The following is a 13,764-nucleotide window of genomic DNA, read 5'->3' as shown; positions in this document are numbered from 1 at the left end:
TTATCTTTTCCGACCTTCCGATTTTTTTTTAAAAAATACCTCATTTTTTTAAATTTTTCTTCAATTAATCTATTTTTGTAAATTATTCCTTTTTTCACTTTTATCAGACTTATTTTTCTTGAATTAATTTTTTACTGAACAACCATCTATTTTAACTAATATTAAGTGAAAATAACTTGAAAATCTTGAAAATATTTGTTTAAATCTCTTTTTATTGTTCATTTTTTATTCAAAATGTTTATATATTAATAGTGATATATTATAGTAGGAAGGAAGTTTCCTTCCGACTATGAAATCATGAAAATTTTCAGTCGAAAGGGTTTCCAATTTCCATTATCAGAATGGACAATATCTCAAAAAAGGATGTGAAAAGATGTCAGTAAAAGACGAAAAATTAGACCAAATTATTAAAACAGTCGAAGCAAATGATATAAAATTTTTGAAATTGCAACTATCAGACATACACGGATTGCCAAAAAGTATGGCAGTTCCTCTTAAAAAAGCTGATGACATTGAAGATATCGTAAATGACGGATTATTGTTTGACGGATCATCAGTAGCAGGATTAGCTTCAATCAATGATAGTGATTTACTTGCAAAACCAGATATCAACACCTTCTCAACAATTCCATGGAGACCTGAATCAAAAGGAACCAGCAGATTCATATGTGATATCTTCACTACAGAAGGAAAACCATATGATGGTGATCCAAGAGGAGTGCTTAAAAAAGCATTGGAAAAAGCAGAAAAAAGAGGATATCAATTCAATATGGGTCCTGAACCAGAATTCTTCATTATCAAAGAGGATGAAAACGGAAATTACATCCCTGCGGATGAAGCGGAATATTTTGATGTAGAGCCATTGGACCAAGGTACTGACATTAGAAGAGAAATCGTATTTGGTTTAGAGCAATTAGGTTTTGATGTTGAAGTAAGCCACCACGAAGTGGCTGCAGGACAGCATGAAGTGGACTTTAAATATGCTGATGCTTTAAAAACAGCAGATGCTGTAATTACATTTAAGGAAGCTGTCAAAGCAGTAGTTCACAACTTAGGATTTAAAGCAACATTCATGCCAAAACCATTCTTGGGAATCAACGGTAGTGGAATGCATTGTAACCAAAGTCTATTCAAAGACGGCAAAAACATTTTCTATGATCCAAACACTGAAAACCAAATTTCACAGGAAGCATTATACTTCATTGGAGGATTATTGAAACATGCACAAGCTTTATCCGCAATCCTATCCCCAACAGTTAACTCTTACAAACGTTTAGTTCCAGGTTATGAAGCACCATGTTACATAGCTTATGGATTTAAAAACAGATCAACTTTACTAAGAATTCCTGCATCCCGTGGATTAGGTACAAGAATCGAATGCAGATCACCTGACCCATCATGTAACCCATACTTAGCATTTGCAGTATTGCTTGAAGCAGGTTTAGATGGTTTGGACAATAAGATTGACCCTGGTGAACCAACAGAAGAAAACTTGTTTGCATTAACTGAAGATGAAATCCTCCAAAGAGGCATCAGTAACTTGCCAACAAGTTTATGGGAAGCATACCATGCTTTAGAAGAGGATGATGTAGTTAAAAATGCTCTTGGAGAAAAAGTGTTTGACCAATTCTACACCATTAAAAGAGCTGAATGGGATGCTTACAGAATACAAGTATTCGATTATGAAAGAGATCAATACTTAGACGTTTAGACTATTCCTTTTTTGAATATTGGTGGTCAATCTAAAGATTTTTCTTAATAAAGATTTTTCTTTAGTTTGACTACCCATCAATTAAAGTTAAATGGTTTTTGAAATTTAGATTATTTTTTTAAGGCATATTGTAATTTTAAATAATTATTTAGAGACATATTGTAATCTTAAATAATTAAAGGCATATTGTAATTTTAGAATTATTTTTTTAAGGCATATGTAATTTTAGAATTACTTTTTTTAACATATTCAAATTAACATATTCAGATGATTAGTATATATTAGGCATATGTACGTGTATTCACCGATTATTTTATTGGAGGTATAAAAATGTGTGGAATAGCAGGTGTAATATACAAAGATAAAAAAACTCACCCTGTAGGAGAAGCATTGACATCAATGCTTGAATCATTGCAGCATAGGGGTCCGGATTCCGCAGGTTATGCAATCTACGGCAGTTTGGATTTTCCTGAAAATTATTATCAATTAAACATTGAAGTAAAAAGAAAAAGAGGAGCATTAGACAATTTAAAATCATTATTAAATCAAATTAGTCCAATATTCGAAGAGCAATTGATTGAGTCTGTAGGAGACTCAGATGTATATAAATGTAAAATAGCATTGGACGAATTTTCCCTTTTAAAACCATGCATTAACGAAATAGATGATTTGGAAAATGTAAGGGTTATCAACGGTTCACATTCATTCGAAATGATTAAGGATACCGGAAAAGTTAAGGACATTGCTGAACGTTTCAATGTTCAAAGCAGAATGGGAACACATGGTATAGGACATACCCGTTTTGCAACAGAAAGTGGTGTTGACCGTTATCATGCACACCCATATCAAAGCTACATCATACCAGACATAACTGTAGTGCATAATGGGCAAATCACCAACTACTGGAAAATAAGAGATCCATTGGAAAGGAAAGGGCACACTTTCGAATCATTTAATGACACTGAGTGCATTGTTCATTATATGGCAGATAAACTTGACCAAGGTTACAAATTAGAGGAAGCTTTGGATCAAGCGGTAATCGATTTGGATGGTCCATTTTCAATATTGGTTGGAACACCTAACGGTATTGGAATTGCAAAGGACAAACTTGGTCTTAGACCTGGTGTTATGGTGGAAACCGATGAGATCTTTGCAGTGGCTTCAGAAGAGATGGCATTGCACGATGTCACTGATTCAGATGAAATAGAACAGATAGCTCCAGGGGAAACAAGAGCTTACACCATATGATGGGGGTTTTTCTATGGAAGAATATGTGATTGATGCAAATGGTATGGAAGAGAAAGAATTGAATCGCACCATAAAGGAACAAGCTAAATATCATGATAAGCTCATTATTGACAATCCTGATTCCAAACACAATATTTGCGCTGGATTAACTGAAGATGTGGAGATAGAGATCAATGGTTCTGCTGGTTATTTTATTGGAACAATGGCTCATGGACCAAGGATACACATCACAGGAAATGCTGGCTGGTTTGCTGGAGACAATATGACCGATGGAGAATTGGTCATTGAAGGTACAGCTGGTGACGGTGCAGGTCAAGGAATCTATGGTGGAACAGTAATCGTTAAAGGAAATGTAGGTTCAAGAACTGGAGAAATCATGAAAGGGGGAACCGTAATCATTGGGGGAAACAGCGGTTTCATGACAGGTCTCCTTATGATGGGAGGAAAGCTCATAATACTTGGTGATGTAACTGAGGATGTTGGGGAATCCATCATGAGAGGAACTATTTTTGTTCTTGGAAATGTGAAAAGCTTAGGGAAAAATGCGATTATGGTAGAAACCACATCTGAAGACCAAAAGGAACTTCAAAAAATCTTGTCAGAATATGGTTTCAAACTGGCTGATAAGGATTATGCAAACTTTAAGAAAATTGTTAACATGCAATAGGAGCTGAGAAAATGAGCGAACATAGAATAGCTATGGTGGGAACACCATGTGAAATTATGGCTGCATCCAAACTTCAATACTATACCGATAGCCCTATTGATGTTAAATTGGGTTTATTCTGTATGGAGAATTTTTCATACAAGTACTTTGTAAATCTCTTGAAAGAGTATGACTTGAAAATGGATGACATTGAAAAATTCCAAATTGAGAAAGGATTTGTATTTTTACATTTAAAGACTAAAGAAACAGTGAAAATACCTCTTTCAGTAGCTAAGAGAATTATTAGGAAAAACTGTAATATTTGTGTTGAACTGACATCAGAAAGCTCTGACATTTCAATCGGGTCCATAGGATCAGAGGATGGATGGTCAACACTCATAATAAGAACTGAAAAAGGAGAAGAAATAGTTAATGGAGCAATAGAACAGAAATACATTGAAGCAAAAGACTTTACAGATTCACAATTAGGATTATTGAATAAGATTGCACAAACCAAAATAAGCAAAAATCTGGAAACTATAGAAAGAAGGGAATTCTTGGCAAGGCCTGTACTATACCAAAGGGAAAAGTCAGACGATTCAATCGATAAGGAGTTCTCTGAAGCATCATTTCAGGATTTAAGGTCTAATGTCATTGATGTTGGAGCATGTGTGCTCTGTGGAGCATGTGAATATGCATGTCCACACAATCTGATAACAATTGATGATACCAAACCAAGAATGAAAGGGGAATGTCCTGAGGATTGTCATGCATGCTTTGCAGTCTGTCCAAGAACATTTATCCCTGAAGATTTGAGAAATGACAATTCTAAACCAATAGGTGACTTCAAAAAAGTGTTGACAGTCAAATCATTAAAGCATACACAAGGTCAGGATGGGTCAATCGTTACAACATTAATCGACTATCTATTGTCCAATGAGATTGTTACAGAAGCACTTATTGTTGATAAACAGGATCATTTGGCTTGGAAACCTTATGCAAAGCTAACAAATGCAATTGATGAGGTTGTTAAATCTGGTGGAACAAAATACTCTGTCTGTCCAGTGTTCAAGCCATTAAGGGATTTGAAAGAGGATCAAGTCAAAAACATTGATGAGGGGGCAAAATAATGTCATTTACAGTAGAGAGAAAATTGGAAATTTGCAAACAGAGCAATGATAGGCCTGGATGCTGTTGGTACTTATGTGACAATCCCCACAAATCCTCATGTAAAAACTGTTATAGCTGTTATTCAAATTGTCCTCACGGCGTATATGAGGTTATCAATGATGAGCCATTGCCAATACATCAGGAAAACTGTGTAGGATGTAAAATCTGTGAGGAGATGTGTCCAACACATGCAATTTATGTCAGACCTCTTGTAGATGAAGGAAGAGGCGTATGGTCAAATTCAACAATGGTTGAAATCAAACGTAAAAGCCAAACAGGAGCATATAAGGTCAGAGGTTGTGGACTCACAAGAAGAATCCCAACATTCGATGACTTAAGCATATTGCCTGCACAGGTTTCAAGGCCACCAATAGATTCCTATAGGGAAACATGCAAGACTTCAGTGGTACTTGGAGACAGGTTTGCAGAAAATCCAATTGAAATTGATACTCCTATTATGATTGGAGCAATGTCTTTCGGGGCATTAAGCAAGGAAGCAAAAATAGCATTGGCTATTGGGAGCAGTAAGGTTGGCTCAATAACCAATACCGGTGAAGGGGGAATGCTTCCTGAAGAAAGGCATTATGCAGACAAATTGATTGCACAATATGCTTCAGGCCGTTTTGGAGTATCAGCAAGCTATTTAAACAATGCTGAAGCTGTTGAAATAAAAATAGGTCAAGGTGCAAAATCCGGTATGGGAGGACATTTGCTTTCCCATAAGGTAACTGCAGAAGTTGCTAGAGTTAGAAACATTCCAGAAGGAACCTCTGCATTAAGTCCTGCAAGACATATGGATATTGTCGGACCTGAGGATTTAGGTATGAAAATCAATCAATTAAGGGAAATTACCGATTGGAAAATACCTATCATTGTGAAATTCGCATCCGGTAGAGTGGAGCAGGATGTAAAGATTGCAGCTAAGGCAGGTGCAGATATAATTGTGGTTGACGGTATGCAGGGAGGAACCGGTGCTGGACCTGAAGTGGTTACAGAGCATGCAGGTATTCCTACAATCGAAGCAATAGTGAAGGCGGATGATGCTCTTAAGGACATTAATTTAAGAAGTGAAGTAAGTCTTGTAGCTGCTGGTGGAATAAGATCAGGTGCTGATGTGGCAAAAGCAATCGCTTTAGGTGCTGATGCTGTATACATCGCTACATCTGCATTGATTTCCATAGGATGTAAAGTTTGCCAATCCTGTTCTGAAGGTATTTGCCCTAAAGGAATTGCAACTCAGGATAGGGTCCTCAGAAGAAGATTAGACCCTATTAGAAAAGGACAGCAAGTGGCAAACTATATAGAAGCAATGACTCAAGAGGTAACTTCCTTGACCCAACAGGCAGGAAATACTGATATTGAAAACCTTGAACGTCAAGACTTGGTTGCATTGACAATGGAAGCTTCACAGTTAACAGGAGTGCCAATGGTGAGAAATTAAATTAATTAGGGGATATTATTATGGCTGCATTTGAAAGAATAAAATCAGGGATTCCAGGGCTTGATGAAGCTTTAGACAATATTCGTTTGGGAGATAATGTAGTTTGGAATGTTACAAATCTAAATGAATTCTCTTACTTTGTAGACCCTTATGTCAAACAGGCTAAAGAGGATAAGAGGAACTTGATATACATTAGGTTTGCTAATCATCCTCCATTAATCGAAATGACCGAAGAAGATTTTAAATTGCTTGAAATCGAAGAGAATAATCCTGAAACTGAGTTTTGCATGATTGAACGTGATGGAATCAAGATATATAAGGTCAATCCGTATAATCAATTCGAAACCTTTACATTGGAAGTTCACAGAATTATTGAAAAGGAAGGATTTGATGCATTCTATGTATTTGATTGCTTAAGTGACCTCCAAGCGGTTTGGTCTACCGATTTGATGATGGGAAATTTCTTTAAGGTTACCTGTCCATTCCTATTCCAATTGGATACTGTAGCATACTTCCCAATCATTCGAGGAAGACATTCATTTGATGCAATAGCTAAAATTCGTGAAACCACACAGCTATTCCTGAATGTACATTCAAACTCTCCTGAAGAGGTTTATGTTTCTCCACTTAAGGTATGGAACAGATATTCTCAAACCATGTTTTTGGGTCATAAGTTCAACCCAAGAACAGGTTTTGTCAAGGTTTTGCAGGATGGTCAGGAAGTAAGCAAATATTACAAGACCATAAATGATTCCGATAAGCATCAAGGCGGGCAAATCTTGGACAGTTGGGAAAGATACATGCTTCAGGTTAGAATGAAGTATGCAGAAGGTCAGAATATCGATGATGAGTGTGACAAGATTTGTGAGCTGATGATGACTAAAGACGAGAAGATGCTTTCCAAAATAAAGGAGTACTTCACATTTGAGGATTATATCACAATCTATGACCGCCGTGTAGGAAGCGGATCTGTAGGTGGTAAGTCATGCGGTATGCTTCTTGCAAGAAAGATAATCGAAAAGGAACGTCCTGACATATACAGAAATCTTGAACCTGATGATTCCTTTTACATTGGATCAGATTTATTCTATACATACATTGTTTCAAATGACTTATGGGACCTTCGTGTAAAGCAAAGGACTCCTGAAGGTTACTATAAATATGGAAAAGAGTTGGAGGAAGCCCTTAAAAACGGTACCTTTTCAGAGGAAATCAAAAAGGGATTCATACAGATATTGGATTATTTCGGCCAAAACCCGATTATCGTCAGATCAAGCAGTTTCCTTGAAGATGGATATGGAAATGCTTTTGCAGGAAAATATGAATCAGTCTTCTGTGTAAACAGAGGCAGTCTTGAAGAGCGTTTAGCTGCCTTTGAGGAAGCGGTGAAAGTTGTATATTCAAGTACAATGAACATTTCTGCTTTGGAATACAGAAAAATAAACGATTTGGATGATACTGATGAACAAATGGCTCTTTTGGTTCAAAGAGTTTCAGGTTCCTATTATGGTGACTATTTCTTCCCAACTGCTGCAGGTGTAGGATTTTCATACAGCCCATATTCTCCACTGCCTGATATGGACAACAGCAAAGGTATGTTAAGGCTTGTAATGGGTCTTGGTACAAAGGCTGTTGACAGGACAAAAAAGGATTACCCTAGAATAATCAATCTTGACAAGCCTGAAGTGACTATGGTGAAGGATATTAGGGAAAAGCACAGATATTCCCAGCATTATCTGGATGTAATTGATTTAAAGAACATCAGTTTGCATGATATTCCTGTTGGTGACGGTTTGGATGTTATTCCAAGATACGCAAAGAGAGTTCTGGTTGAACATGACCGTGAAGCTGAAAGAATGTTCCGTGATAGGGGTGAGCGCCGTGAAATCGTCTTTGTCAATTGTGAGGGACTTGTAAAAAATCAGGAATTCATTGATGAGATGAAGGAAATCATGGATACATTGGAAACCGCTTATGATTATCCTGTTGACATAGAATATACCGTAAATGTTGGTGAGGATAATTCATTCAATGTAAACCTATTGCAATGCAGACCTCTACAGGTTTCAATAAACAATGAAGCCATTGAAATGCCTGAGGATAAGAATGTCTTCTTCCATATCAAGGAATCTTCAATGGGTATGTCACGTAAGAGTGAGATAGATACAATCTGCTATGTCGATCCGCATAGCTATTATGAGTATCCATATGCACAGAAAAGTTCAATATCTCGTGTAATCAATGATGTCAATGCCTATTGCAAGGAAAACGGCAAGACTGCAATTCTGATAGTTCCTGGTAGAATAGGCACATCATCTCCAGAGTTAGGAATTCCAGTTGTATTTGCTGACATTAGCTATTTCTCCGCAATCCTTGAGGAATCATACAGTGAAGTGGGATATATGCCTGAATTATCCTTTGGAAGCCATATGTTCCAGGACTTGGTTGAAGCGGAAATATACTATGGTGCATTGTTTGAAAATGAGAAGAATTTGGAATTCAATAAGGATATGATCTATGAACATAAAAACATCCTGAAGGATATAAATCCTAATCTAAGCGAGGAGATATATGATATGATTCAGGTCATAGACTTTGGTGATGACAAGGCGGAGTTCTATCATGACATGAATAAGGATGAGACCTTGTGTGTTTTCAATTAAAATAATTGGAAATCTAAAGAAAAATAGTTAAATGATTCATTTCATTTAAGTAAATAAAAATCATATTGAAAAACATTATTGTTTTTGGGCAGGTGGGCGGGACATATGCCTTTTTATTTACAATAGTTCTTTTTTGCACAGAAAAAAGATTTGTAAAATAAAACAAAACATAGGACAAATTCTGTTGTGATTAGTGACCCTATCTGAATTTAGAGTTTTTTTCAGGTAGGGTTATTTTTCACATTTTTAAATTATTAATTTTTATTGATTATATTTTTTTTATTGTTATATTTTTTAGGGATTAAATTCTTTCGTAGGAGTCCCCATTTACTTTATAAACTGGTTTTAAGATTTTAAATGTTTGAATAACTTCAACAAAGGACTTTACAGCTACTTGATCCCTATTGTTTTTGGTGTACAATTCAAGGGAGTATAAATTGTTGTCCTTTAAGATAGCATATTGCTCTATTTCCAATCCTTCTTTTGTGAGATAAATGACATCCCAAATTCCATAATTGTCAAAGTTTTCCATTCCAGATTGCTGGATTTCACATTCCTTTGATTTCAAATCTGTTTCCACAAGTTCCTTTAACTCTTCAACAGTGTTTGCCAAACAAGGTTGTGTGGATATTTTTACAATAGCATTGTTGGTTTTATTCAATAATACAAGATGGGTGAATTCATCCTCTTCCTCACTTTTCATCTCTTGCCATAAGAATGGGTATTCCAAGTAGAAGTATCCGTTGTTATATCCTTTTTTCATTTGTCTTAAGGTCTCTTCAGCACTAAGTGTCTTTGGCTCTCCGTTTTCATCATTTCCGAGTTCAAGTACAAATCTATCCTTATTTACTTTAACCATTTAAATCACAATCATTATTTTTAAGTTATATCTAGCTATTTTTAGCTTCTTTGATTAATATTTCAAGTTAAATTAATTTAAAATATTTAAAGATTTTAAAAATTTTAATTAATGTCTCTTCTAATATAATTTATCAATTATCATTAATTAATTTAATTATAAATCTTAACCTTATTTAAGATAAATTTATATGTTTTTAAAATGTTATATTGTATTAATAAGATAATGTTTGACAATGGTTTTTTTTAAAATATTTTAGGTTTTTGATAGTATGGGAAAATTAGGTTTTTTATTCAATCCGGAAGGAAACATGCCTAAAGGTGAGATTAAATCAAGAGATGTGGAGTTTGATTTCCTCGGTTTATTGACTGAAAACATTGATGGGAATGATAATAAATCCAATGGAGCAATAAAGTTGGATGAGGATTCCATTTACATAGAATTGAGAAGCAGGCTAAACGGAAAGGTCAAGGATGCATTTGAAATAGCTTATGATGATTTGAATGCAGAAGACATTGATAGAGTAGCTGACAATAAGGTTCAATTGAATTTAGAGGATAAGACTATTCAGCTTAAGACTTTAGACCATGATATGCTAAGTAATTTTGAAACCAAGTTAAAGAACAAGCTAAACACAGGTTCTTTTGTACCTGAAGAGGAAAAAATAAGGCATGTGATTGCTGATGTTCCTGCAGAGATAAGAAAATATCATGATTTATTGAAAGATGGAATAATCACTGCAGATGAATTTGAAAAGAAGAAAAAGGAATTATTGAATAACTGATTCTATAATTGAAAATGAAGCATATATTTTAATTAACTCAACGCTTGATGATATTATGGAAATAAAATCTATACCTGAAATAATCAAAGAGATGGATTATTTGGTTAAAGAAGAAAAATATGATGAAGCCTATCAGTTTGCAAAGGAAAACATCAATTTGAATAAGGAATATGTTGAAGGTGAATACATATTCAAAAATCTTCTTGAAGAGCTTTTATTCCAAATCACTATCAAAAAGGAGATAAAAAGAAAATATCCTCTCATGTTAGACTATTCCACATTATATTCCAATTATGGAAATGTATTGTTGCATTTCAATGAGTATGAAAATGCCCTAAAATCTTTTAAATTATCTTATAATTACAATCCTGTCAATGTAAAAGCTATTTTTGGCTTATGTGAACTTTATAAAATTGAAAATGATTGGAATGAGTTTTATAATCTCACTATTCAATCCTTCAAATACGATTACTATTTAGATGATCTTTCCAAATCATTTGAAAACTTGTCCATTTATTATTTTAATGAGTATCATGCATCTAATGATGATGAAAATCTGAAATTATCTGTCTTTTTAAGCAGATTGGCTCAATTTTATGATGGTTCTAATGATTCCAATGAAAATAAAACAGCTATTGATTTTGATGTTGATGCCTTAAAACAATATGATCAAAGCATTGAAGAGATTAAGGATTATCTCAAGTCAAAAGGATTGCCATATGGTCCAAGCATTGAAGTAATCACTATATGCAAGAATCTTGGATTCCAATTGGATGAGGATAAGAAAGTGGTTCCTGCATTGTTCTATTTCAATATTGCATATGATTTAACTGGAGATTCTGCAATTAAGGATGTTATTGATGATTTGGATGCTAAAGTTGAAAGAAAACTTAACGAATAATGATCTGGCCAAAAATTTGCTTTTCATTTAACTTTATATGTGATAAAAATTGTCTTTTCTTAAAATTTTTTATTTTTTCAAAATTAAAAAAACATAAATTTAAGTTCTAATATATAAACTTTACTATGAATTTTAAAAAAATCTATAAATATTATTAAGTTCAATATTAATTTGTGTTAATGAATTTGACTTTTATGCTGTTTTTTAAAAAATTAGAGTCAAAAATTCAAAACCTTTATATACTATTAATTACTTATATTTTTATATCAGTGTATTATATATTAGATAGCACTATGTCTGATATGTATCTAGATTGCCGAGATAGTCTAGCCTGGTAAGGCGCGGGACTGGAAATCCCGTGAGGGTTCACCTCGCCTGGGTTCAAATCCCAGTCTCGGCGTTTATTAGTGTATAGCAATTTAATATAGTTCTATTTAATAGGATTATTATTAATGATAATATCACTTTTATCAAATTATCATTAAGGTAAATCTAATTCAAATAAGCTTTACGAATTGGATTTATTTAGTTTGCTTTTTTTTAATTAGTTAAATTATAATCTAGCTATGGCTTTAAAAGTTTATTAGTAATTTATTGAGTATTAAGTTACTCTATCTTTTGGTAAGCTGAGCGTAGTTATTATTTAATTAGAATTATTAAATGTGCTTGAAACTGATATGAACTCTTGGTTAGCATTGGTTGAATGGCTTAGGATTAAGTTTTTAGACTATTGTTAGACTAAGTTTTACATTGTTGAAAAAACTGTGCTTTAAAATAAAGCATTCGAATCCGCTAAATTTTTTAAATAACGTCTCGTGGGTTCGCTCCAAAGAAAAATAATATGGAGGTTACTTTAATGGAAGACGACTTTAAGCACTTAGTGCGTATATCCAGAAAGGACGTAGATGGTAACAAAACTATCCAACATGCTTTAACTGAAATTAAAGGTATTGGATTATCCTTATCTAGATCTATCTGTCTTACCTTAGGTTTAAATACAGATGACCAAATCGGTTACATCTCTGAAGAAGATGTTTCTAAAATTGAAGCACTCTTAGAAAATCCTCAAGAATTCAATATTCCTGATTGGATGTTAAACAGACGTAACGATTATACTACTGGTGAAGATCTTCATTTAATTGAATCTGACCTTGACATGACTTTAAGAGATGATTTAAACAGAATGAAAAAGACCAGAAGTTACAAAGGTAGAAGACACGAAGTTGGTTTACCAGTTAGAGGACAAAGAACTAAATCTACTTTCAGACACAGTTCCACTGTCGGTGTAAGTCGTAGAAGAAGATAATTTCATATCTTGTTTGACTTAGGTAAACTATGATGGATTATTACGAAATTTATAATAAATTTATGATTATTATATCAAGATAAGGAGATGTGATTATGGGACATCCAAGAAAAGCAAGGAAAAAGTATGATACACCACCTCATCCTTGGAATGCAGAAAGAATAAAAACTGAAAATAAATTAATGTCTAAATACGGCTTAAAAAACAAAAAGGAAATTTGGAAAGCTGATACTTTAGTTAGAAAATACAGTAGGGAAGCAAGATACTTACTCGGTTTCTCTCAAGATCAAGTAAAAGTTGAAACTGAAGAATTATTAGGACACTTGAAAAGAACAGGGATCCTTGATGAAAACGCTCACTTAGAGAATATTCTTGACTTGACTGTTGAAGATATTTTAAGAAGAAGATTACAAACTATAGTTTTCCAAAAAGGTTTAGCTCGTACTGCTAAAGAAGCAAGAATGTTTGTAGTACATGGACACATTGCTTTAAACGGTAAGAAATTAAATTCTCCAAGTTATGTAGTGAAAAGAGGAGAAGAAGAAGCAGTTGGTTTCTACCACTCTTCCCCTGTAGCTAAACAGATTGAAGAATACAATAAAGCAGCAACTCAAGCTGGTGAAAATCAATAAGGTGTGTAATTATGGCAAAAGACGAAAAATGGGGAATAGCTAATATTTATTCATCCTTTAACAATACTATCTTAACTGTAACTGATATTACCGGAGCAGAAACCATTTGTCAATGGTCTGGTGGTAGAGTAGTTCGTGCAGACAGACAACAATCCTCTCCTTTTGCAGCTATGGAAGCAGCAAACAGAGCAGCTGAAGATGCAAAAGAAAAAGGTTTTGTCGGATTACATATTAGAGTAAGAGCTCCTGGTGGAAATGGTCCTAGAAGTCCAGGTCCTGGTGCACAAGCAACCATTCGTGCATTAGCAAGAGCTGGAATTAAAATTGGTAAAATTGAAGATATCACTCCTATACCTCATGATGGTACTGGAAGACCAGGCGGTAAAAGAGGAAGAAGAGTATA

General features: G+C 34.2%; 12 protein-coding genes and 1 tRNA gene. 12 read left to right on the top strand and 1 reads right to left on the bottom strand.

The window, feature by feature from the left end:
• Window positions 1-373 precede the first annotated feature (373 nt).
• The 6 genes from glnA to IJI80_RS07465 all read left to right on the top strand — a co-directional run bounded on the left by glnA (window position 374) and on the right by IJI80_RS07465 (window position 8,879).
• Window positions 374-1,711: a type I glutamate--ammonia ligase gene (gene glnA, locus IJI80_RS07490; protein ID WP_292788974.1), complete on the top strand. Its 1,338-nt coding sequence runs from the start codon at window positions 374-376 to the stop codon at window positions 1,709-1,711.
• A gap of 330 nt (window positions 1,712-2,041) precedes the next feature.
• A complete protein-coding gene (locus tag IJI80_RS07485; RefSeq protein ID WP_292788971.1) occupies window positions 2,042-2,959 on the top strand; it encodes a glutamine amidotransferase in 918 nt (305 codons plus the stop codon).
• Window positions 2,960-2,972: 13 nt separating this feature from the next.
• Window positions 2,973-3,626 carry a GXGXG domain-containing protein gene (locus IJI80_RS07480; RefSeq protein WP_292788968.1) on the top strand — a complete coding sequence of 218 codons (654 nt, stop codon included), beginning with the start codon at window positions 2,973-2,975 and terminating at the stop codon, window positions 3,624-3,626.
• Between the two features lie 11 nt (window positions 3,627-3,637).
• A complete protein-coding gene (locus IJI80_RS07475) occupies window positions 3,638-4,735 on the top strand; it encodes a Coenzyme F420 hydrogenase/dehydrogenase, beta subunit C-terminal domain (RefSeq protein WP_292788965.1) in 1,098 nt (365 codons plus the stop codon).
• Window positions 4,735-6,216, top strand: coding sequence for a glutamate synthase-related protein (locus IJI80_RS07470; RefSeq protein ID WP_292788962.1), 1,482 nt, complete (start codon window positions 4,735-4,737; stop codon window positions 6,214-6,216). The genes IJI80_RS07475 and IJI80_RS07470 overlap by 1 nt, the downstream gene beginning before the upstream one ends.
• A 20-nt stretch (window positions 6,217-6,236) precedes the next feature.
• Window positions 6,237-8,879 carry a PEP/pyruvate-binding domain-containing protein gene (locus IJI80_RS07465; RefSeq protein WP_292788959.1) on the top strand — a complete coding sequence of 881 codons (2,643 nt, stop codon included), beginning with the start codon at window positions 6,237-6,239 and terminating at the stop codon, window positions 8,877-8,879.
• 301 nt (window positions 8,880-9,180) lie between these two features.
• Here IJI80_RS07465 and IJI80_RS07460 read toward each other — a convergent pair whose 3' ends face one another.
• Complete coding sequence (locus IJI80_RS07460) at window positions 9,181-9,738, bottom strand: hypothetical protein (RefSeq protein ID WP_292788956.1); 558 nt, start codon at window positions 9,736-9,738, stop codon at window positions 9,181-9,183.
• Window positions 9,739-10,009: 271 nt separating this feature from the next.
• Between IJI80_RS07460 and IJI80_RS07455 the strand changes: the two genes are divergently transcribed.
• The 6 genes from IJI80_RS07455 to IJI80_RS07430 form a co-directional block, all read left to right on the top strand.
• On the top strand, window positions 10,010-10,522 hold the full coding sequence (locus IJI80_RS07455; protein WP_292788953.1) for an SHOCT domain-containing protein: 513 nt from the start codon (window positions 10,010-10,012) through the stop codon (window positions 10,520-10,522).
• 55 nt (window positions 10,523-10,577) lie between these two features.
• On the top strand, window positions 10,578-11,423 hold the full coding sequence (locus tag IJI80_RS07450) for a hypothetical protein (protein ID WP_292788951.1): 846 nt from the start codon (window positions 10,578-10,580) through the stop codon (window positions 11,421-11,423).
• A gap of 315 nt (window positions 11,424-11,738) precedes the next feature.
• Window positions 11,739-11,823: transfer RNA gene (locus IJI80_RS07445), tRNA-Ser, on the top strand.
• A gap of 456 nt (window positions 11,824-12,279) precedes the next feature.
• Window positions 12,280-12,729, top strand: coding sequence for a 30S ribosomal protein S13 (locus IJI80_RS07440; protein WP_292788948.1), 450 nt, complete (start codon window positions 12,280-12,282; stop codon window positions 12,727-12,729).
• Between the two features lie 95 nt (window positions 12,730-12,824).
• Complete coding sequence (locus IJI80_RS07435; protein ID WP_292788945.1) at window positions 12,825-13,361, top strand: 30S ribosomal protein S4; 537 nt, start codon at window positions 12,825-12,827, stop codon at window positions 13,359-13,361.
• Between the two features lie 11 nt (window positions 13,362-13,372).
• On the top strand, window positions 13,373-13,764 hold a 392-nt coding region (locus IJI80_RS07430), incomplete at its 3' end, for a 30S ribosomal protein S11 (RefSeq protein WP_012955709.1).

The sequence above is a fragment of the Methanobrevibacter sp. genome, from assembly GCF_017432245.1.
Lineage (GTDB): Archaea > Methanobacteriota > Methanobacteria > Methanobacteriales > Methanobacteriaceae > Methanobrevibacter.
This window is presented reverse-complemented; position numbering and strand designations above follow the sequence as displayed.